Origin of the sequence: Vibrio sinensis (assembly GCF_003605645.1) — a bacterium.
GTDB lineage: Bacteria > Pseudomonadota > Gammaproteobacteria > Enterobacterales > Vibrionaceae > Vibrio > Vibrio sinensis.
In genome coordinates, this window is sequence record NZ_QVMU01000001.1 from 516541 (window position 1) to 537252 (window position 20712).

Here is a 20712-nt window from a genome sequence, read left to right on the forward strand (position 1 = left end):
TGGATAGGGATTAATCAAAACAATTATATTTTTAGGGACTCAGATCAACATTTCACCGCAAGTGCCCTTGAGACTCAATTACAAACTCAGTTTTAAGTCTTTTTTTGTTAGTAAATTTACTTAATTGTCGCTTTGCCACCAATTATTTTATAAGCCGGTGTTCCGCGAATTAACGCATCTCGTGCAAAGGTGTTTCCACAGTTTGGGCATAGGCACTCGCTTGTCGTAAAATCTTTCGCTATACGCTCTTTAAAACACTTAACTAACGCCCCTTTGCCTCCTTTGCGATATTTAAACAGTACAGTTTTACACTTAGTACAAATCACATCGACGGTTTTCACCGGTTGCTTTGAATTAGGTTTAGCCATCGTTATTATCCGTATCACATAAGTGCTCTGGTTTAACCCAGACTTGGCTAAAATCAAACCAACCTAAAGCGTTACATTTTGCATTTTGCAGTGTGCCACAATGATCTTTATTGACCCCCAACCAACAATGAAACATCGGGATGAGTTGCATCTCTTTTGCAAGTGAGGTTCCTAATTCACGCCACGGAAACACCACATCAGCTTCACTACGCCAGTGCTGAACAATATTAGTCCAATACGCGAAATCACCCTCACGACTAAGCGGTTCAATATCCCCATAGTCAAATAGCCACCCAACGAGCGCATCTTCTCTATGATTAGAGATCCCCATTGCTTTCACCCAAATATCAATATCATGAGGTTGGGGTTGCTCATCATCGTAACCAATCAATTCAACGTCTAGCTTATCTTCTTTCAACAAGGTTTCTAAACACTTTACTAAAGTCGGAAACATCGGATGTTGTGCTTGAAAAGCTATTCGTACTTTTCGGTACGCTGGCGGCGATACGTAGTGGCCATAATAAGAATGATGATACCAACCAGGTTTTAAACCATGCGCAGGTAAAACACCTAGTTCGACAATTTTATCTTGTGGTAGTCGCTGAAATAAATTGAGAGAACTTAAACGTGAACTAAAATAATTAGCCCAATCATCTGTTCGTGCTAAACCAGAGCGACGATTAAGCAGTAAATACGTGCAACCTGGGTCGAGTTTTACTTCATCATGAATCGGAGTAGTTTGAGGTTTTATCGGGTTTGATAAACTTGGAAAAACCATTGAAGAATGCGCCGCATCGATAAGCCACACTTCTACGCGATCTATTAATGGACGAAAGCCAAAATAACCATCAAAAGCTTGCAACACAAGACGCTTGTCATCATTCTGGACCACTTTGTAAGGGCCAGTTCCAACCGGAAATACGTCATGATTTTCCATCCGATCTTGTTTTGAAAGCAGAATTTTGGCACATGATTCAGACAAAAGAAGATCTAGATAAAAATCTGGCGACTCCAATGTGATATCAATAATTAGGTGGCCCGGTGATGTGACGTCTTCAATATGGGCATAAAGTTTGTTTTCTCGTAATGCTCGAATACTATTCATAGCGACGTCAACCGAGAGTATATCGCCATTGTGAAAACGAACACTCGGGCGTAAATAGAAACGCCAATGTGTCGGAGTAACCATTTCCCAGGTATGTGCCAAATCACCAACCAAATTTTCATGATCATCAAGCTTGGTTAAGCCACTAAATACTTGATGAACAATGTGTTGTTCAGAACGACGTAGAGGCTTTTGAGGATTGAGTGTGGTTAATGGGCGATAGTAAGGCAAACGAACAACTTGCTGCCCTTCTTGATGCTGAATACCAAGATAGTTTTCGACTACTTTTGCCAGTTTCGCCGTATCTTGATCGAGCACTTTTAGTGCCTGGCTGATTTTTCCTTCTTCAAGATAACGACGAGCGAGATTCTCACTAACATCAGCACGATTACGTTTGAAATTGAGTTGAGATAACTTTCCCCGGCCAGGTGATGGATGCCATTCAATCCAGCCCTCTTCTTCCATTTTATTAAGAACAATTCTCGCATTACGTCGAGTACAACAAAGGATATCCGTTATTTCATCGAGTTGGACGCCGCTATCTTGACCATCATAGTGCTCAAACAATGTTTCAAATTGCACTCTTAAACGAGGACTGCTCATAAAGGGGGAAGCTCATTAAATATCACTACATATGAGTTTTCCCCATTTACCGGCAAATATCAAGTAATAGAGTCACTTATTGAATTGGAAGACTGGCATGTTGCGCTATCAGCTCAAGTTGTTGAAGATTATCTAGTTTTATTGACCACTTTGTCTCTGCCCCATGAGCACTAATGACGTTTGCACCTCGACCGATGAGTTGAAGTGCGTCGATCTCAGCTTGTAATGTGACCATATGTGTTCCGACCATTTTCACGACTAGCTCATGAGCAGTCACAATGATTTTTCCACCATCAAAATCAATGACCATTTCTACTTACTCACATTCACTGTGTTTAATGACTTTGCTTTCGTTTTTGCCCCACGTACTTTCTGAACTGAAATGGTTAAACGGCTAGTACAAACCAAACGTTCACGTTCATCAGTAATATTGATTTGCCATACTTGGGTCGAGACACCGATGTGAATTGGCGTCGCTTTACCTATAACATGCCCCTCTCGCATAGCACGTACATGATTAGCATTAATATCTAATCCCACACAGTATGAATCTTCATCTACGCAGAAGTTCGCAGCGACAGAGCCCAACGTTTCAGCCAGTACCACGGAAGCCCCGCCATGCAACATACCTAGTGGCTGATGAGTGAAATGACAAACCGGCATGGTCGCACAGATGTAATTTGGGCCAAGTTCGGTATAAATAATATTGAGGTGTTCCATCAATGTATTTTTTGAACTTAAATTCAGACGTTCTAGATCGATTGGGCGCTTCCAAATACTCATTGTTTTTTCCTACAGTTCAGTTACCAGTATTGTAACCCAGTGTTATGATAAACAATATTGTGTTTGAAATGGAGAGTTCAATGAGCCCACTATCTAAGGTAGCTTCTTTTCTCGCTATAGTTGGAATCGTCGGATGCAGCGCTTCACCTACTGGAAGAAATCAACTTTTACTTTTTTCTGATAAGGATATGAGCCATCTTGGTGCACAATCTTTTGAAGAAATGAAAAAACAAACACCGATCAACAAAGACCAAAAAATTAATCGTTACGTCCAATGCGTGGCGAAATCAGTCACTAAACATGTACCTAAGCAATCTGGGTTTAATGATTGGGAAGTGGTTGTTTTTGATAGCGATCAAGTCAATGCATTCGCTTTGCCTGGTGGAAAAATTGGGGTATATACTGGCTTGTTGAAAGTCGCAAAAAACCAAGACCAGCTGGCTACAGTTATTGGGCATGAAATTGCTCATGTGTTAGCTGACCATAGTAATGAACGATTATCACAATCCCAACTCGCCAATGCTGGACTACAGATTACCGACATTGCCCTTGGCGCTTCAAGTTATTCACAATACCGTGGGATGACAATGAGCGCGCTAGGACTTGGCGTTCAGTATGGGCTGATACTTCCGTATGGCCGAACTCAAGAATCTGAAGCAGATATTGTAGGTTTAGACCTTATGGCGAAATCAGGATTTGATCCTAATCAGAGTATCGACTTGTGGAAAAACATGGCAAAAGCATCAAACGGTAATCAACCACCGGAACTGCTTTCAACCCACCCATCGCATAATACGCGCATTAAAGATCTCAATCAGAAAATTAACTCGATGCCAAACTTTAATGTCGCCAAGCCAAATTGCACATTGTAGTGATAGCGTAAACCGCACTCGCCTGCTGACATGTCAGTGTCAGATTGTTAATACTTCTTTTATTAAGATCTCTTCTATATTTTGATTACTGCATAGACTTGATTACTCCATAGAATAGAAAAAGGAGCGATTTACTCGCTCCTTTTGTTTAACTGAATATGTCTTAGTTTGGTTAAGTGCCAAGAATCAACATTGGCAGGCTGAGTAACGCATCACCAGAAGATGCTAAGTACCACATAATGCTTGTTAGACCACATACTAAAGCGACATACCACACGATAGAAACCACCTGACCATAACGATCCAGTGGTAAAAGGTGGCTACGGTGGCGTCCGCGCCATTCCAAAACGATTTCAATCATCCCCAATGCGAGGAAAAGCCCGAATAACGTTAGCCCCAGATAATAACTTAATGCTACCCCTGCCAATGCAGCAAGGCCACAAAGAACAATGCCGACGACACTGTTCATGGAAAAGCTGATGCTCTTTAAAATATGACCACCATCAAGGGGCAAAATAGGTAGTAAGTTAAAGAGGTTTAAGAACGCGTTAAAACCGGCCAATGCAGCAAAAAACAATGAACCCGTCACCCAATAAGCGATCAAGAGTACGACTGACAGAACAAAACCAAACATTGGCCCCATTATCGAAATAACGACGTTTTGCCAACGAGTGTTGATTTTATCGTCACTAACCGCCAACCCACCAAGAAATGGGATTAAATACATACCTTTGGTTTTCATACCAAAGTACTTCATTGCTTTGACGTGTCCATATTCGTGAACCACTAGACACGCAATGAGTGCCAACGCGAATTGAAAAGAAAACAACCATGAATAAGCGGCCAAACTTGCTGATGCAAGAACGACTTTAATCAATTTGGCACTTTTGAGCGCTTTCATGCCTAGCGAAACTAAACCAATAAGGCTAAAACGTCGTTCTACTGGCGGCGGGCTAAAAGGAACTTGGCGTTCAATGTCTTTTTCATTGCGTGATCCTGATGCTTGCTCTTCACCGTTGACCGTTGCGCTATATTCAATCGAAAATGGTTGCCACTGCAAATTCAAATCTAACTGACAAATAAGAGCTTGGTCACCATTCATCAAGGTAAACTGATGGGAGGCTTCATCACCTCGTTCAGAGTCAGCATTTAACTGGGAAACCAACTGATTGTCCCAAAAAAGTTGTTGCCACCCTGCCATAGACCCTTCTAGGCGCAGCGGTTTATTTAAAAAGCTAATGGACAATAATTCCACGAATTTGACCTACAATATTGCTATATAAACTCGCGCCATTATGCCTAACTCCACTATAGGCGTAAAGAAATGAAGCTTTAATGTGACATTGTCACTCCAATTAACCTACTGATGCACTTCAATTTGTTGGCTATATGACCAATTCGGTCAATACATTGTCAGTTTTGAACCTCAAATCTGCGGTTTACCGAATACCCCTTTCTTTTCCAATGATAAAGTGGATAATAACCCCCGTTATTAATCCCGACTATATGTGAGTCCATTATGTCTATTGAATCTACAATGCTACAACGTTGCGAATCTAAGTGTGAACTATGTGCTGCTGAAGCACCACTGACTGCTTATGCGGTACCACCGCACAGCCACGTAACGGTGGATTTTGGCATCATGGTATGTGACAAATGTCTGGGCGAAATCGATGAACCTAAAGACATTAACCACTGGCGTTGTCTAAGCGACAGCATGTGGAGCCAAGTCATTCCTGTGCAAGTAACAGCATGGCGTCAGCTTACTCGTCTAAACTCTGAGAGCTGGGCGCAAGATGCACTTGATATGATGTACATGGAAGAAGAAACTAAAAACTGGGCAATGAAAGGCATGTCTGCTGATGACAAACCTTTTGACTGTAATGGCGTTGAACTTAAAAAAGGTGACGACGTAACAGTAATCAAAGATCTGCCAGTTAAAGGGACTAACCAAGTTATTAAACAAGGTACTGTGATCCGTGGCATCAGCATTGGTGACGATCCTAAACTTGTTTCTGGTAAAGCTAACGGCGGCCAGTCTATGTATGTAATTGCTGAGTTCACTCGTAAGAAGTAAGCTCCTCAAATCGCATCCAATAAAAAGCACCTATTAAAGGTGCTTTTTTCGTTTTAAATGCTAACTAATTAAGCGAACTTCTTAATCACTTCAGCAAGCTCTGTCGTACTGTTTTTTACATGTGCATTCATCTCGTTTGTTTCAGTCATTAGATCATACGAGTCCGTGTATTTCATATTAATGGATTGAATATTCTCATTAACCTCATTTGATACATGTACCTGCTCTTCAATCGCAACTGCTATTTGCTGGTTACGATCCACGACATCCTGAACTAACTGCTCTAGCTGTTGAATACTTTCCAGTGATTGCTTTAACAAAGTAACGGTACTGGTTGATTTTCCATTGCCTTTGTCTAACGCTTTTACCGCAGAGTTACTGCCAGCTTGAATATTCTCAATAACATTTTGAATTTCAGTCGTGGATTCTTGAGTTCTTTGTGCCAAGGTTCTAACTTCATCTGCAACGACAGCAAAACCTCTTCCTTGATCACCAGCACGCGCTGCTTCAATCGCAGCATTGAGTGCTAATAAGTTCGTTTGCCCAGCAATATCATTAATCACTTGAATAACTGAACCAATCTGGTCAGTTTGATGATTCAAATCCGTCACTGTTGTTGATATTTCTTTTAATTCCTCAACAAGCTCCATGACTGACTCATTGACGCTATCTATTACGTTTCGACTTTCTGTCATATTGTTTTGTGCTTGTACCGTTGCGTCAGCTGTCGCTTGTGCATTTTGAGATATCTCTGAGGATGCCGCTTGCATTTCATGGACTGCTGTTGCGACCATATCTATTTCAACTTTTTGTTCACTTAGATTATTAGTAACTCTTGTACTGTTATCTGCAGCCGAATTGGCACTTTCCAGAGTTTCTTGGCATGAATCCATAACAGAGATACCAACACGCGCAAGCAATGCATTGGCATATTGTTTACGCATTTTCATTGCTAGCTCTATTTCAGCTAAATCGTTAATTCGTCCACAATAGATATATTCCATAAGAGGATTGTTAAAATCAGCCCTAGCTTGTTGAGCCAATTTTTCTAGTTTTCGTGTTAATAAGTAGATAGTAGAAATTGAAAGGGCTGCCATCAACCCAAAGGAAACGACCGGTGCTTGCCCTGTTTGGTGTGCAATCAAACCAACACCAGTCGCGGCAACAATACCTATAGCTGCGCGCATCCACAGGCGAGTGCGAGGCAAATACATGCGTAATGGTTTTTTGTCGTCTCTTAATTTTGCATAGGCTTTTTCAGCGCGTTCTACAAATACAGGTTCTGGCTTTGAACGGACTGATTGGTATTCAACCGTTTCACCATTGTATTTTATCGGTGAGGCGAAGGCATCAACCCAATAATATCCTCCCCCACGACGTTGGTTCTTCACCATTCCCATCCAGTGGTGACCAGATTGTAAATGAGACCAAAGATCTTTGAACGCGGCTTTGGGCATATCTTTATGACGCACCACATTATGGGGTTTACCTACTAATTCACCATCTTCAAAGCCTGCCACTTCACTAAAATGTGAACTGGCATATTTAATATAACTTTGGGTATCAGTAATCGATATAAGGGTGTAATTGCTGGGGTAATCGTATTCCATCTCACTCATCATATGTATCCTTACCAAATGAACGTCAATATACAACCAGAGTCATAGCAGTGGTTTTTATATAGCGTAGTACAGAAATTCCTTTAAACGATGACGTTCTAATTATTTTTTTACGTTTACTATGAGCTAACTTATCGTGCAGACTCTAAATACTCACAGCTCAGTCTAAATCGTGCGCTAGTAATTTAGTGTGTATTTACCTAGGTGTAACAAATGAATAAACAATTGTTTACATAATCGAATTTATTAGATTAGCTTTGTGTGGTGACTCGATAAAATAATGATCGGCAAGTAAAAAGATGGGTTTTAAATTTGCTATGAGGTGTATCGCTAATGCCGATGTGGGTATAAGTTTAAGTGGCTTGTCGCATTAGCAATTTTAAGGTAAAAAAAAGCCAGCTCATAATTGGCTGACTCTTCGTAACTGTCAAATACTGCTCTAACGGTAAATACCTAAATCTTTTTGCATATGACTTGATAGATCGCTCGCATTATAAGTATGCGTATGACTATTGTCTGTAAACAAAATATCGAATAGATGGGCAATCAATCCTTTGATGCTAACCGTATAGGTTTTTCTGTCCATAGAGGGAGTTGTTACGATGTTTTCAATCTGCATTGCTTGCACTGACATAAGAACCTCTCTACAAATTTAAAAGCAATTCATTTTAATACGGCGATAATAACGATTATTTACGTGGTTAAATAATGACTTAAATTCTAAATTAGCATTAGTTTTTATTATGAAACAGTCTGTTAACATGTTATCTGTTAAATATTCAATATCACACATTTATGACGATAATGTATGCAAATTTCGTGGTTAAAATAGCAGATAAAAAATAACCCCCAAACCGTGAAACAATTGCTTTACAAAGCGCATGTCGTTTAGTGTGGGGGTTGTATCACATTACTTTAGCATGCCGCAAATGAAGTAAGCGACTTTCACGTAATGATTTATTTATTGATGCGCTGCTTGCTCAAGTTTACGCTGTGCGCGTAATGACGCAATAACCGCAACCGTCATGGTAACAAGTAGTACAAGTAAAGAAACAGGTGTTGGGATTTCCCATGCTGTTCCCATAAGCACCATCTTTATACCGATAAACACGAGAATAAATGATAATGCTGGTTTCAAGTAGATGAATTTCTCCATCATACCTTGCAGTACAAAGTACAACGAACGTAGACCTAATAGAGCGAACACATTAGCTGCAAGTACTAGGAATGGTTCGCGTGTTACCGCAAAGATCGCTGGAATTGAATCCAATGCAAACATCACATCCATGAAAGCAATCACGCCGATCACGATCATCATTGGAGTCACATAACGTTTACCGTTTTCAACCACAGTGAGCGCATTACCACGATAATCATCGGTAACATTAGCAAACTTGCGAATAAGCTTTTCAGGCATCGGGTTCACTTCATCTTCGCCTTTATCTACCGCTAACTTAATACCGGTATAAATAAGGAAAGCTGCAAACACATAAAGCAACCAGTGATATTCAGCCAATAGTTGTCCACCTACTGCAATCATAATTGCACGCAAGAACAACGCACCAATAACACCCCATAGTAATGCACGTGGGCGTAAGTGCTCAGGAACAGCGTATTGATGGAAAATGATGGCGAATACAAACAGGTTGTCGACACTCAATGATTTTTCAAGCAGATAACCGGTTATAAACGAAACTGTCGCTTTTTGTGGGCTGTAGCTGCTATCTGGCGCATAAACATGCCAGAAGAAATAGATTGAGACTGCGAACGCGAACGCTAGCAAAAACCAGAAAACACTCCAGATAGCGGCTTTCTTGATGGTGATTTTTCCACCACGAGTTTGCCAAATATCCAAGATTACGAGTATTAAAGTAAGAAGGCCGAAGCCAAGATAAGTTACTGGGGTCATTTACCCTCCCAAACGCGGAAGGACATGAAGAATTTTCATAAGACCTTCCGCAAACAAACGAAATCTCCTCTGCGATACCCAAAGGTATAACATGAGAAAAAGTTGATTACGTTGGTCTCGTCGAAACATGAAGATAGAATCATTCATGCTTATACTTACCGGATAGGCGAGCCTAACGAGATGACGATAAGTAAACCAGAGGCGACTACTCCCCAAACACGGCGGATTCTATTCCTACATTGGCTCTACGTCTAGCGATAAAATGCAAAAGGAGCAAAAAAATGCTCCTCTGATTACACTCTAAGCAGTTTAATCTCATCAAACCCCGCCGTTTGGGATGAAATAGACTAACGCTGACCAAACTCCGACCCATGCCACAACAACGGCCACATCGGCCCAATCCCTACCCCACATACGCCCTCCAAAGTTGATTGACTCATGTCATTCACCTGTGGAGATATTAGCAACTCTCATGCCACCATTTTTGTTGCTTATAAATCGGCAATTCGTTCAATATATTCGGATTGTCAGAGAGTAAGTCAATAAAACAATCTGCCATCGATAGCTGACTTATCTCCCCCTCACCATCCATATTACAAATGGCGTCATAACCCTCTTTACCTTTCATGGTATATGCAGAAGAAGCGCCATTATAAAAGGCATTCGGGTCAACGGCACTCCAGCCATCAATGTTGTTACCTATATGTAGGTTTTTGATTCTATGCCCTACATTCGCACTCGCATCGTACTCAAAATCTAACCCATCAGTGTAAGGATATGAACCATCACCGGTCCCATCGACTCCATTGTTAAAGGCATTATTGATTGCCCCCTCAAGAGTAAGAGCAAGATCTTGCCCACTGATTCGGTATGAGCCAATTGGCACGGCAAAAGGCAATAGTTTACCGGCAATATCCGCCGCAGAAACTGGACCTGCATTCAATGAGTTGCGAACACCACCGGCATTATGAATTGCAAATTGAATCTGACCACCGCGCTTATTCAATGAATAAACGAAAGACTTAGCCACTAAAGGTGCTAGTTGACTCGCACCAATTTCATCGGGGATACGAACATGGCGCATTTTACTATCTGCATTAGCGATGATGTTCTTTTGCAATTCTCGAACTCGAGCTACGTAGTTATTTTCAAGAATGGCTTTGACTTGAGGATCTTTTTTGCACACCACTACATTGGGGTGTTGATCAACAAATTGTTTTGCACATTGATGGTCATCATCTTCATAAGTGGAATCCCTTTTTGCATCAATAAACAAACGTCGACCAAGCAAGAGTTCATTTTTACCATTAAATGAAATCACTTTGCCTTGTGCATCAAATTCAATGTCACAGTGACCCATTGTCAAAGCATGGAAACCCGCTTGCACAACATGTGTACCGTTAATGGTAATGCCGTACTCATCATCATGTTTGAAACCAAGCTGACTAAAGTCGCCTTGTAAACGGTGGCTGTGTCCCCCTACAATTAATGCTATTCCATCAACTTGACGGGCCATTTCTATATCAGAATCATAACCCATATGGCTAAGTAGAATAATTTTATTAATACCTTTGGCTTGGATAGCAGCAACCGTTGCTTTCGCTGTTTCTAAGGTATTAACAAATGGAGTATCAGGATCTGGGTTAGAAATATCCGCCATTTTATCAAGTGCTAAAGAAAAGATAGCGACTGACTCACCATCAACGTCTTTCTCAATCCAATTAGCATGATGTTGCTTAGCGTCATAAGCAATAACTGAGGGGTTACCACGTAACGTAAGCGGTTTGTCCGTACGTTCTTGTGACAAATCCCAGTTACCTGCTAAAAGCGGGAACTCTATTGTTTGTGCAAACTGGGCTACCGGCAAGTTACCCATATCTAATTCGTGATTACCAATTGCCATTGCGTCTAATGCGAGAGCATTAAGCATGACAGCGTTAGCTTCACCTTTAAACAATGAAAAATAAAGCGTTCCTTGAAAGCAATCCCCAGCATGTAGAAATAAAAAACCTTGTTTATCTTCAATTGTTTGCTGACGTAGTTGCTTTACACGCGTTGCTATACGGGCGAATCCGCCGGCACTGACAAAAGGTGTCAAAGAACGACCATCGAGATCAATGTCGAGTTGAAGTGACGTAGGTTCAAAGTATGAATGGGTATCGTTAATGTGTGCCAGTTTCAATCTGACCGGCTTGTTATTTTTATTCATTTGTATCTCACTCTTCTATGTATCGATCCTACCTCAATCTATGTGACGAATTCATTACTTTTTAAAAAATGTTTGCTCTTATTTAATAGTCTTAAGTTTGCATAAACATGTTATCAAATAGGTTATGTGACTTAACCTCCTGCTTATATTGTTTTTTTCAATTATTCTTAATAAGTCAATTGAGCATTAGCGGAGGGTTTAGATGTATTTAGAACGAATAGAAATTTCGGGATTTCGTGGGATCAGACGCCTTTCACTTGCCTTTAATGAACTGACGACGCTGATAGGTGAAAACACTTGGGGTAAATCATCTTTATTAGATGCCCTGTCGGTTGCATTACCACCTGAGGGGGTACCTTATCAATTTGAAATGACCGATTTTCATCTTGATTACGCTATTGCAACGCCACAAACACAAAACCTGCAGATCATACTTAGCCTGCGAGCCAATGATAAGAATGAAGTTCGGTCTGGACGCTATCGAAAACTCAAACCCATCTGGATTTCGGATGATGAAGCCAACCCAAGGATAATTTACCGATTAAGTGCCAATCGAGATCAATACGATGTCTCAACTCAATATGATTTTTTAGATGCCGATGGCAACACTATGCACCTGCATCACCCAGAAAAACTCGCACAAGAGTTAATGTCTTTACATCCCGTGATTCGATTACGCGATTCAAGGCGTTTTCATAGACCGATAGAGGAACATTCAACGCCAAATTCTCGGGTTGAAAAACGAATTAGTAACACGTGCCGCCGATTGCTCGCGGTTCCTGGACATGTAAATAAAGGTGAAATTCGCAGTAGTCTCAATTCGATGAGTAACTTAGTTGACCACTATTTTTCATTCAAAAGTAATACGCGAAAAAACCCACGAAGACAAAGAGACGGGATATTCTCCAACTATACTCGCTCATCGACAAACATTGCAGAATTGGTCGAAAAATCAAACAACAAGCAGACTCGTTTATTGCTGATGGGGCTACTCAATGCATTTCTTCAAGCGAAAGGCCCAACAGATTTGCGTCGTTGCGCGCGGCCAATTCTTATGCTCGAAGACCCTGAGGGACGTTTACATCCAACTCACTTAGCACGGGCATGGGAACTACTACAATTGCTTCCTATGCAGAAAATCTTAACCACTAACAGCGGAGAGTTACTATCACAAGTTCCTTTACACAGTATCCGTCGCTTGGTTCGACGTTCTGATAAGACGCACAGCACACATCTTCCAGTCCAAAAAATGTCACCGGATGAATTACGTCGTATCGGTTTTCATATTCGTTTCCATCGACCAGGAGCGATGTTTGCTCGTTGCTGGCTATTGGTTGAGGGTGAAACCGAGGTTTGGTTGTTTAATGAACTTGCCCACCAATGTGGTTATAACCTTGCCGCTGAAGGGGTTCAAATTATTGAGTTTGCCCAATCAGGACTTAAATCACTCATCAAAGTAGCAAAAGCGTTCGGTATCGACTGGCATGTTGTCACGGATGGTGACCCTGCGGGGAAAAAATATGCCATGACGGTAAGACACCAACTTGGTAGTGATCAAGAACGCCACCGATTAACCGAACTACCCGATCGCGATGTCGAGCATTATCTCTATAACAATGGGTTTGAACCGTTTTTTCGAGAATTGGTGAAACTGCCACTCGATCACCCTATTCCGCCGAAAAAAGTCGTGAATAGAGTTTTAAAAAAGTATGCCAAACCTGATTTAGCACTCGCCATAGTTGGTCATTGTGAAACCCAAGGTATTGACTGCATACCCGTGTTAATCCGCTGGACCCTTAAGCGGATAGTCACGATGGCAAATGGTAATACATGATCTCTAATGTCTGAGATAACTTAAGATTTGTTGGCTCTGACTTCTGTTTCTGTGATTGCCAACAACTCTTTTGTTTTTGCTTTGGCGTGAAGCCACTCTCCAGAAGCTTTCATCGCATATCCAAATACACCGCCCAAAATTAGCGATGGCACGACCAGTGCCCAATCACCGTTAGCTGCAAAAGTTGCGCACGACCCGATAAAAGTGCCTGGGATATACGCCAACCATCCTTTCTTAGCCTGTGCGCACATAAAAAAGGCAACAATCGCGGTTATACCATAGCCAAGGTAATCGATAGCAATGTGCTGGGAAAGATAGATAATCACCATTGCCCAGAATACACCGGAAAGGTTTGTAACTAGACTCAGGCCTAATCCTTTTAAACCACTTACAGGCGAAGCAAAATAACTAGTGCAACCTAAAAAACCGGCCCAAGAAAGCAAACCGAGTGACGTAGCTACCCAAGCCCACAGGCCAGATAGAATTCCTGTCGTTATGGAAATTGAAATTAGTACGCTCATATTCACTCACTCTTTGAGAGGTCGGTTAATTAAGTGATGTATGCTAATTTTAAATTTACAGTCAAACTGTGATTTAGATCACCTTAACTGTAATGTAAAGAGTGGAAACTAGTGGAAGTTTGGACGCAAGCGTTTAAGTGAGACTGACGTTATTCATTACTTATCCAGAAACCAACACCAATTAGTATCAAAAAAATTGAATACCGAAGATAGTAAGTAAAAGACTTGAATGATTGATGAGTTAGACTGATGGTTAATATTGAAAAGTTTGATAGCCACAACTTGGTCATGGCTATCAAATCAAAAAATTGAGATGAATCGAATTAAAAAACGGATGGTTTACCTTTCATCATACGTAAACCCTCACGCTTGATGCATTCTACCAGTGGATTATCAACCATATCGGCACGCCAGATAAATGATAAGGTTCGTTCCATATTGAGATCAGGCACTTTCAAAGCGACAAGCTCTCCTGATTCGATAAACCGCTCAACGTCTAGATATGGTAAACACGTCAAGTATTGACCATTGGCAACCATGCTACGTAACAAGGGTACGTGTTCATATTCTCGCCAAACATTCAGATCTTCAATTAAATGATGAATAGAGCTATCAAAAATTTTTCTAGTGCCCGAACCATGTTCTCGCAACACCCATTTAGCCTGTTCTAACTGAGCTAAACTAACAACTTCTGCCTTAGCAAAAGGATGATGAGAAGAAGCTACAACAGTGAGATGGTCTCGACACCACACTTCTTGCGATAAACGGTTATCATCGCAGCGTCCCTCAATAATGCCGAGGTCGTACTTATATTCAAGCACCCCTTGAATAACGCTAGTGGTACTTTCTACCTTTAGGGAAATACGCATCTCTGGAAAGTCATTATCAACAATACTGATAAGGTCTGGAACAAGGTGTTCTGCTGGTGTTTGACTTGCGCATAATTTGAGATGGCCGCTTAATAGATGCTGCTCGTAAAAGCCCATTTCTATTTGCTGGGCGTCTTGCAACAAACGCTTCGCTTTCGGCCTCAACCATGTTCCCCAATGGGTTAAGGCCATCTGTTTCCCTTGTCGTTCAAACAAAGGTCTTCCTAGCATCTTCTCCAACTGAGCCAACGACATGCTTGTTGCTGACTGGGTTAGGGCTAGCTTATCTGCAGCGGTACTTACACTTCCGCTATCGGCAACCGCATCAAAAACCGCAAGTTGTTTTAACGAGTAGCGCATATTTTTCCTTCCTAGAAAACATTGAAAACTGAGAAGTTTTTTCAAACATCTCCTTTTTTCGTATTTTACGCCGAACAAATTCCATATCAATATTTTTGATAAGTATTTTAAAAAATATCAATTTTACCTGACGAGCATTCGACCGTAATCTGAATTGGCAGTCAGGAATACTGGCTTGAAACAATAAGGAGTTTTTATGAAAAGTCGATTCAGGAGCCTATATGTCTTCAGCCCAAACGAATAACCAATACTTCTCTCCATCCGAGATGATGGCAGAAGCCGAAAAATTTGCTTTAAGTAAAGCAAAGAAAAGTAGCGGCTTAACGCTAAGTCTTGCAGTAATGGCAGGTGCATTTATTGGTTTAGCATTTTTGTTTTATATCACGGTGACTACGGGAAGCGCCGATGCTGGTTGGGGACTTAGCCGCTTAGCTGGCGGCATCGCATTCAGTATGGGTTTAATCCTGATTGTTATTTGTGGCGGTGAATTATTCACCAGCTCAGTTTTAACCAGTATTTCCTGGGCGAACAAGCAAATAACGTTTACCAAAATGGTCACAACATGGGCAAAGGTCTACATCGGAAACTTTATGGGGGCAATGTTATTGCTACTTATCGTTTCGGCAGCTGGCCTTTATCAATTAGATGGCGGTCAATGGGGTCTTAACGCCTTAAATATCGCTCAACACAAGTTACATCATACACAAGTACAAGCATTTGCTTTAGGTATCTTATGTAACTTACTGGTTTGTTTAGCCATTTGGTTAACATTCAGTAGTGCAAATGCGATGACGAAAGCAGCAATGACCATTTTACCAGTGGCAATGTTTGTATCTAGTGGCTTTGAGCACTGTGTTGCAAACATGTTTATGGTCCCGCTAGGCATTGTGATTCAAAACATTGCACCTGAATCATTTTGGCAAGCTATTAATGCAACACCGAGTCAGTACGCTGACTTAAACATTACCCAATTTGTTACCGCAAATTTAATCCCTGTCACCCTTGGCAATATTGTCGGTGGAGCAGGCTTGGTAGGACTGGCGAACTGGAGCATTTATCGCCGTCCGGAACTAAAAGCTACAAACGTAGCAAGCATCACGACCACCACCAATATCATGACAGTTAAGGAAAATACTATGAATAGCACAATCATCATCAAAGATATCATGAACACAAACCCAATCACTCTAACTGCGGAAACGCTAACACCTGTTGCTGTTGACACTTTATTAGACCACCATCTAAGCAGCGCACCGGTGTGTGATGTTGAAGGTCGCTTGGTTGGTATTTTTTCTGCACACGATGTGATGGTTGATTTATGGTGTCAGGACTACATTCCTACGATGGATCAAAAAGTCGTCGACCTTATGTCACGTGACGTTGTAGCAATTGATGCTTCAGATAAACTTGTTGATGTAGCGGAATACCTTTGCATCGATAAAGATCAGCTATACCCAACCACTAGCATGGGTATCGCTACACGATTTTCAACGCTCTCTTTAGAAGAGCGTGCCAAATCCATGAAAGTGAGTAAACCACGTATATTACCAGTCCTTGAAAATGGTCAATTCGTTGGTGTCGTCACTAGAGAGGATGTTCTCGCTTCACTACGCTCTGTTTACGGCGAAAGAATGACCGTAATCCAGGAGCGTGCGACAGCATAATACTGCGCTTGAAACGACGAACCTTTACTTCATAAGACCAAGCCCCACAATGTGGGGCTTTTTTGTTATTCAACTCATTAGTTATAGAGCGAACTCTTCAACTAAATTCACTATTTAGTCGTTATTTTTTGACACCTTCAACATGTAGTTCCATATCAACGTAACTTGAATCACCCATAACTTGGATATTGTAATCGGCTAACTCAAGGCGAGTTGTACCATAAAATCCAGCACGTTCCCCACCCCAAGGGTCTTGACCTGCGCCAATGAACTGTGCTTCGATTACGATAGGCTTAGTTACACCATGTAAGTTCAAGTCTCCCATTACTTCTAACTTTCCGTCACCTTGGTCGACAACACTGGTACTTGTAAAGGTAGCCGTTGAATACTTTGATGAATCAATAAAGTCTGAGCTGCGAATGTGCTTATCACGTTCTGCATGATTTGAGTCCAAACTACGAGTATCGACATTAACAACCACTGTTGATGCAGCAACGTTCGCTGGGTCATAAGAGAACTGGCCATCGAATTTATTGAAACGTCCTTGGATAAAACTGTAACCCAAGTGGCTTACTTTAAAATTAATTGAGGCATGGGCCCCCTTAGTATCTATATTATAATCCGCTGCGCTCGCATTTAATGGCAATGCCATTGCCATCGCTAGTCCTGTAGCTAAAATTGTCTTTTTCATTTTTTCACTCCTATCATTTTGCGTAGCGTGTTGTCTTTATCAATAATGTGATGCTTTATAGCAGCCAGTGCGTGTACACTCGCCATAATGATTAATATCCAAGCGGCATAAAAATGTACTTCGCCAGCAATATCAGCCTGTCCCTCAAATAGAGCACCTGCACCAGGCACGCTGAACCAGTCGAAAACATCGATACTTCTGCCATCTTCTGTCGAAATTAAATATCCTGAAGCTAATAAGATGAAAATCACCCAATACATTAAGGTATGAACCAATTTCGCTAACATGATTTCATACGTTTTCCCCTCAACCTTTGGTGACAGCGTCACTGCTTTCCAAATTAAGCGAAACAACGTCAAAGCCGCGAAAAGTATGCCGATTGACTTATGCCAATGAGGGGCAGTTCGGTACCATTCGCTATAATAAGATAAATCGACCATCCAGAGACCGACAGCAAACATAGCAATCACTACTATGGCTGAGAGCCAATGAATCATTTTGGCGATTAAGTTGTACTGGGTTGGCATTTCAGTTCTGGTGCTCATTTCAATCATCCATTGCTATACAGCGAATAAAAAGTGCTGCCACTCTCTTTGCAACATAGTATTTACTATTTTATACACGAGTGAAACAAAGTAAGCTCGATGAACTTGTTCGATTTTTTTGACTAAGTGATAGAGGTTCAAACTTTGATATAAAATCAATGATTAACGCAAGAGAAATTAAGAATTAGAGACGACATATAGAATGGGTAATGAAGCCCAAATGAGCTTCACTGCCAAAGGTGAGAAAAGTCTTTGATAAGTTAAAATTTACTAATTTGTTCGATTTCATAGATTTCATCGGCTATCGTTTGCATTTTTCGTTCGTAGATCATTTGAGCATCCGCTAGACCTTTGTTATAAATCGCTGCACCGAATGTTGCTATCATGTAGTCGAGTAAGAATTCACTGTCAAATTGACCGATTTCAACATCTAACTCGCTTTCTAGATACTCTTGTAATTGACTCGCCATCGCGTGTTTTTGTTGTGATGTAAATTCAATCTTAGACATAAAGCATTATTACTCCCTGATATTTCGTAGAATTAGTATCACTAACCTTTACCTTGCATGGTAACCTACTCTTCAATTTTATATATCATCATTTTATTCATCTTGGGAGAGTTGCCTTGCTATTGGATACGCTAATTCAAAGTGTCAATGAATTTCAGGCTGACTGTATGTCACTGTGTGAAAAGCATTATCCAACAATACATAATCGAGGCATGAGTGAACATCATCTTGGTATCGCTTTCGCCAGGCGTCTATCAAGAACTCTCACGGAATTTGGCCATCACTGTGAGTATGCTCCAATCGAAACCCACTCTCATAATGACAATCCACACCATTACCGCGTTTCTTCCGACGCAGGCACTGTATGGATATTGACCTTTCATCTCGTTAGTGCAGGGAGTTCTTGTCGACGTAAATTATTTAAAGAAGTGGCACAATGGCAAGCAGAGAATGCTTATGCAATTCAACCTAACGATCTACTCTTATTACTCACCGATCATTGGATTACCCGCAGTAAACAAAGTCGAGAACTGATCCACTGGTGGACAGGTCGACTTCCTGACGACATTGATCAATATGTAGCACAAGGGATCAGCTTATTTGAGGGAGATTCGCACCTTTCAAGTACTTTGGAACAATATTTTTCCATTAGCCCATACTATGTTAAATACACACATCCACTGCGCCGCTCTGCTGACAAACAAGCGGTTAGAAAGTACGTTCAACTGTTTTCCGTCGTTGAACTCAGTTAACACTCAATCGAGTGTTTTGGCTTCGATTTTAGATTTGGTTTAAACGAACAAATTTCCCAACCCCTCCTTGATTGCGCCTCAAGTCCCAACTAAACGAAGTACAATTTGCCCGTCAACATATGAGATATACATCCAAATTTCAGTTTGTTATCGCTCAATATACTGTATTTTGTTTCAGTTAAAATTTATTGTTAATTTAGAATTGGTTAGCGAATAATCATATTTATTTTGAATGATATTCTTATTTTTGAAGCAATATCAAACTTTTACTAAATCGACTGATTTAACGTATTAAAAAAAAGGTTATTGCGTTGACAGAAATGCGACGGCGTCAATATTATGTCACGAAATTATCATACCGTATTGATGTAGTACGATTATCTAAGGCTGATTGTTTCAATGCTCCTGTCTACTCAACAACAGTTTCAAGCCTGTATCTCATCCTGTGAAGATGGGCAGCTCATTGCTCATTACAAAATGTTCACTCTACGTAGCGTATATCAGCCTATCTTTAACAGTAAGCCACAAATCATTGGCGTTGAAGCTTTGGTTCGTATTACTCATGACAACAAAAAACAAATAAGGCCCGATCTATTTTTCCATTCTGATACTTATTCAATGGAAGATAAGATTAATGTTGAACGCTTAAGCCGCGTTATCCATATTCGAAACTTTGCCCAGTCAAAGTATAAAAACCTCCGTCTATTTCTCAATCTACTTCCCTCTGTTGGAGAGTATTTTGCTGCTGAGGATATGAAAACGAGTCTTCTCAATCAACGCCTTAAAGATCTCGATATCAGTACATCACAATTAGTCATGGAAGTTGTTGAGCTAGACGCTTGTAACGAAACATCTTTGAAATACGCCATGCAGAACCTTGAGAAGAATGGATTTAGTATTGCCATTGATGACTATGGCACTAGAGCTTCTACAAAAGAGCGTGTAACGACGATAAAGCCAAGCATCATCAAAATTGATCGATCTCTTATGCTAGGTTATATGACTGGAAATCACTCTCCTCTATTAAATGCTATTGAATTAGCGCAGAAAATTAATTCCGAAATTGTTGTCGAGGGCATTGAGTCTCAAGAGCAGTTGGATGCTATGCTAAAATTAAACATTGATATGTTTCAAGGGTATTTCCTTGCCATGCCTGAGCCAATCCCCGGTTTATGTGTGTTTGAGATAGCTTGACCCCCGCTCGCTCTAAACACAATTTTCTTCCTACTCTCCTTTGATTACTACTTAATCATTGTTCTTACCGAAAAAGTCGTCCGATTTTAAAAGGACGGCTTATTTGCATATCTAGCTTGCCGCATCGAAGTAATACTTGAGCAACGTCAAGTTAACAACACTTTCATCTAAATTTAGCATCAAATTTAATTTATTGTTTCAGATCATTAGATGGATAAGTTTTGCTCG

At 40.8% G+C, this 20712-nt stretch carries 20 protein-coding genes; 6 read left to right on the forward strand and 14 right to left on the reverse strand.

The window, feature by feature from the left end; genetic code table 11:
• Window positions 1-116 precede the first annotated feature (116 nt).
• The 4 genes from DZ860_RS02115 to DZ860_RS02130 form a co-directional block, all read right to left on the reverse strand.
• Window positions 117-368 carry a hypothetical protein gene (locus tag DZ860_RS02115; RefSeq protein WP_120029251.1) on the reverse strand — a complete coding sequence of 84 codons (252 nt, stop codon included), beginning with the start codon at window positions 366-368 and terminating at the stop codon, window positions 117-119.
• Window positions 361-2076 carry an SgrR family transcriptional regulator gene (locus tag DZ860_RS02120; protein ID WP_120029252.1) on the reverse strand — a complete coding sequence of 572 codons (1716 nt, stop codon included), beginning with the start codon at window positions 2074-2076 and terminating at the stop codon, window positions 361-363. Before DZ860_RS02120 ends, DZ860_RS02115 begins: the two co-directional genes overlap by 8 nt.
• A 76-nt stretch (window positions 2077-2152) precedes the next feature.
• Window positions 2153-2386, reverse strand: a complete 234-nt coding sequence (locus DZ860_RS02125; protein WP_120029253.1) for a DUF3389 family protein — start codon at window positions 2384-2386, stop codon at window positions 2153-2155.
• Window positions 2387-2388: 2 nt separating this feature from the next.
• A complete protein-coding gene (locus tag DZ860_RS02130) occupies window positions 2389-2859 on the reverse strand; it encodes a hotdog fold thioesterase (RefSeq protein WP_120029254.1) in 471 nt (156 codons plus the stop codon).
• A gap of 80 nt (window positions 2860-2939) precedes the next feature.
• Here DZ860_RS02130 and DZ860_RS02135 point away from each other — a divergent pair, with 80 nt between their 5' ends.
• Window positions 2940-3731 carry a M48 family metallopeptidase gene (locus tag DZ860_RS02135; RefSeq protein ID WP_120029255.1) on the forward strand — a complete coding sequence of 264 codons (792 nt, stop codon included), beginning with the start codon at window positions 2940-2942 and terminating at the stop codon, window positions 3729-3731.
• 172 nt (window positions 3732-3903) lie between these two features.
• On the opposite strand, the gene DZ860_RS02140 is transcribed toward DZ860_RS02135, so the two are convergent.
• Window positions 3904-4986, reverse strand: coding sequence for a site-2 protease family protein (locus DZ860_RS02140; protein WP_120029256.1), 1083 nt, complete (start codon window positions 4984-4986; stop codon window positions 3904-3906).
• Window positions 4987-5250: 264 nt separating this feature from the next.
• Here DZ860_RS02140 and DZ860_RS02145 point away from each other — a divergent pair, with 264 nt between their 5' ends.
• On the forward strand, window positions 5251-5808 hold the full coding sequence (locus DZ860_RS02145) for a PhnA domain-containing protein (RefSeq protein ID WP_120029257.1): 558 nt from the start codon (window positions 5251-5253) through the stop codon (window positions 5806-5808).
• Window positions 5809-5876: 68 nt separating this feature from the next.
• Here DZ860_RS02145 and DZ860_RS02150 read toward each other — a convergent pair whose 3' ends face one another.
• From DZ860_RS02150 to DZ860_RS02165, 4 genes are all read right to left on the reverse strand, one after another.
• On the reverse strand, window positions 5877-7427 hold the full coding sequence (locus DZ860_RS02150) for a methyl-accepting chemotaxis protein (RefSeq protein ID WP_120029258.1): 1551 nt from the start codon (window positions 7425-7427) through the stop codon (window positions 5877-5879).
• A gap of 439 nt (window positions 7428-7866) precedes the next feature.
• Window positions 7867-8061, reverse strand: coding sequence for a hypothetical protein (locus DZ860_RS02155; protein ID WP_120029259.1), 195 nt, complete (start codon window positions 8059-8061; stop codon window positions 7867-7869).
• Between the two features lie 327 nt (window positions 8062-8388).
• Window positions 8389-9336 carry a TerC/Alx family metal homeostasis membrane protein gene (locus DZ860_RS02160; RefSeq protein ID WP_120029260.1) on the reverse strand — a complete coding sequence of 316 codons (948 nt, stop codon included), beginning with the start codon at window positions 9334-9336 and terminating at the stop codon, window positions 8389-8391.
• A gap of 460 nt (window positions 9337-9796) precedes the next feature.
• Window positions 9797-11545 carry a bifunctional metallophosphatase/5'-nucleotidase gene (locus tag DZ860_RS02165; RefSeq protein ID WP_120029261.1) on the reverse strand — a complete coding sequence of 583 codons (1749 nt, stop codon included), beginning with the start codon at window positions 11543-11545 and terminating at the stop codon, window positions 9797-9799.
• Window positions 11546-11747: 202 nt separating this feature from the next.
• Here DZ860_RS02165 and DZ860_RS02170 point away from each other — a divergent pair, with 202 nt between their 5' ends.
• Window positions 11748-13379, forward strand: a complete 1632-nt coding sequence (locus tag DZ860_RS02170; protein WP_120029262.1) for an ATP-dependent endonuclease — start codon at window positions 11748-11750, stop codon at window positions 13377-13379.
• Window positions 13380-13399: 20 nt separating this feature from the next.
• On the opposite strand, the gene DZ860_RS02175 is transcribed toward DZ860_RS02170, so the two are convergent.
• A complete protein-coding gene (locus DZ860_RS02175; RefSeq protein WP_120029263.1) occupies window positions 13400-13900 on the reverse strand; it encodes a DUF1097 domain-containing protein in 501 nt (166 codons plus the stop codon).
• Window positions 13901-14223: 323 nt separating this feature from the next.
• The gene (locus tag DZ860_RS02180) at window positions 14224-15129 is read right to left on the reverse strand and encodes a LysR substrate-binding domain-containing protein (protein WP_120029264.1); all 906 of its coding nucleotides are present in this window, start codon (window positions 15127-15129) and stop codon (window positions 14224-14226) included.
• Between the two features lie 221 nt (window positions 15130-15350).
• Between DZ860_RS02180 and focA the strand changes: the two genes are divergently transcribed.
• On the forward strand, window positions 15351-16793 hold the full coding sequence (focA, locus tag DZ860_RS02185; RefSeq protein ID WP_120029265.1) for a formate transporter FocA: 1443 nt from the start codon (window positions 15351-15353) through the stop codon (window positions 16791-16793).
• A gap of 121 nt (window positions 16794-16914) precedes the next feature.
• Here focA and DZ860_RS02190 read toward each other — a convergent pair whose 3' ends face one another.
• The 3 genes from DZ860_RS02190 to DZ860_RS02200 form a co-directional block, all read right to left on the reverse strand.
• Window positions 16915-17484, reverse strand: coding sequence for a YceI family protein (locus DZ860_RS02190; RefSeq protein WP_120029266.1), 570 nt, complete (start codon window positions 17482-17484; stop codon window positions 16915-16917).
• Complete coding sequence (locus tag DZ860_RS02195) at window positions 17481-18029, reverse strand: cytochrome b (protein WP_120029267.1); 549 nt, start codon at window positions 18027-18029, stop codon at window positions 17481-17483. The genes DZ860_RS02190 and DZ860_RS02195 overlap by 4 nt, the downstream gene beginning before the upstream one ends.
• A 260-nt stretch (window positions 18030-18289) precedes the next feature.
• Window positions 18290-18538: a DUF2164 domain-containing protein gene (locus DZ860_RS02200; RefSeq protein ID WP_120029268.1), complete on the reverse strand. Its 249-nt coding sequence runs from the start codon at window positions 18536-18538 to the stop codon at window positions 18290-18292.
• 116 nt (window positions 18539-18654) lie between these two features.
• On the opposite strand from DZ860_RS02200, the gene DZ860_RS02205 reads away from it, so the two are divergent.
• Both DZ860_RS02205 and DZ860_RS02210 read left to right on the forward strand, forming a co-directional pair.
• Window positions 18655-19290 (forward strand): hypothetical protein, encoded by a 636-nt coding sequence (locus DZ860_RS02205; RefSeq protein ID WP_120029269.1) that lies wholly within the window; start codon window positions 18655-18657, stop codon window positions 19288-19290.
• Between the two features lie 399 nt (window positions 19291-19689).
• Entirely contained in the window at window positions 19690-20484 is a 795-nt protein-coding gene (locus DZ860_RS02210; protein WP_120029270.1) for an EAL domain-containing protein, read from the forward strand.
• The last annotated feature ends 228 nt before the right edge of the window (window positions 20485-20712 follow it).

Bases quoted from the DNA above. Each gene is read 5' to 3' on its own strand.
- DZ860_RS02210 (WP_120029270.1), top strand. From the start codon at position 19,690: ATGCTCCTGTCTACTCAACAACAGTTTCAAGCCTGTATCTCATCCTGT.
- DZ860_RS02130 (WP_120029254.1), bottom strand. From the start codon at position 2,859: ATGAGTATTTGGAAGCGCCCAATCGATCTAGAACGTCTGAATTTAAGT.
- DZ860_RS02155 (WP_120029259.1), bottom strand. From the start codon at position 8,061: ATGTCAGTGCAAGCAATGCAGATTGAAAACATCGTAACAACTCCCTCT.
- DZ860_RS02165 (WP_120029261.1), bottom strand. From the start codon at position 11,545: ATGAATAAAAATAACAAGCCGGTCAGATTGAAACTGGCACACATTAAC.
- DZ860_RS02160 (WP_120029260.1), bottom strand. From the start codon at position 9,336: ATGACCCCAGTAACTTATCTTGGCTTCGGCCTTCTTACTTTAATACTC.
- DZ860_RS02195 (WP_120029267.1), bottom strand. From the start codon at position 18,029: ATGAGCACCAGAACTGAAATGCCAACCCAGTACAACTTAATCGCCAAA.
- DZ860_RS02170 (WP_120029262.1), top strand. From the start codon at position 11,748: ATGTATTTAGAACGAATAGAAATTTCGGGATTTCGTGGGATCAGACGC.
- DZ860_RS02115 (WP_120029251.1), bottom strand. From the start codon at position 368: ATGGCTAAACCTAATTCAAAGCAACCGGTGAAAACCGTCGATGTGATT.
- DZ860_RS02145 (WP_120029257.1), top strand. From the start codon at position 5,251: ATGTCTATTGAATCTACAATGCTACAACGTTGCGAATCTAAGTGTGAA.
- DZ860_RS02120 (WP_120029252.1), bottom strand. From the start codon at position 2,076: ATGAGCAGTCCTCGTTTAAGAGTGCAATTTGAAACATTGTTTGAGCAC.
- DZ860_RS02125 (WP_120029253.1), bottom strand. From the start codon at position 2,386: ATGGTCATTGATTTTGATGGTGGAAAAATCATTGTGACTGCTCATGAG.
- DZ860_RS02180 (WP_120029264.1), bottom strand. From the start codon at position 15,129: ATGCGCTACTCGTTAAAACAACTTGCGGTTTTTGATGCGGTTGCCGAT.
- DZ860_RS02175 (WP_120029263.1), bottom strand. From the start codon at position 13,900: ATGAGCGTACTAATTTCAATTTCCATAACGACAGGAATTCTATCTGGC.
- DZ860_RS02150 (WP_120029258.1), bottom strand. From the start codon at position 7,427: ATGAGTGAGATGGAATACGATTACCCCAGCAATTACACCCTTATATCG.
- DZ860_RS02135 (WP_120029255.1), top strand. From the start codon at position 2,940: ATGAGCCCACTATCTAAGGTAGCTTCTTTTCTCGCTATAGTTGGAATC.
- DZ860_RS02190 (WP_120029266.1), bottom strand. From the start codon at position 17,484: ATGAAAAAGACAATTTTAGCTACAGGACTAGCGATGGCAATGGCATTG.
- DZ860_RS02200 (WP_120029268.1), bottom strand. From the start codon at position 18,538: ATGTCTAAGATTGAATTTACATCACAACAAAAACACGCGATGGCGAGT.
- focA (WP_120029265.1), top strand. From the start codon at position 15,351: ATGTCTTCAGCCCAAACGAATAACCAATACTTCTCTCCATCCGAGATG.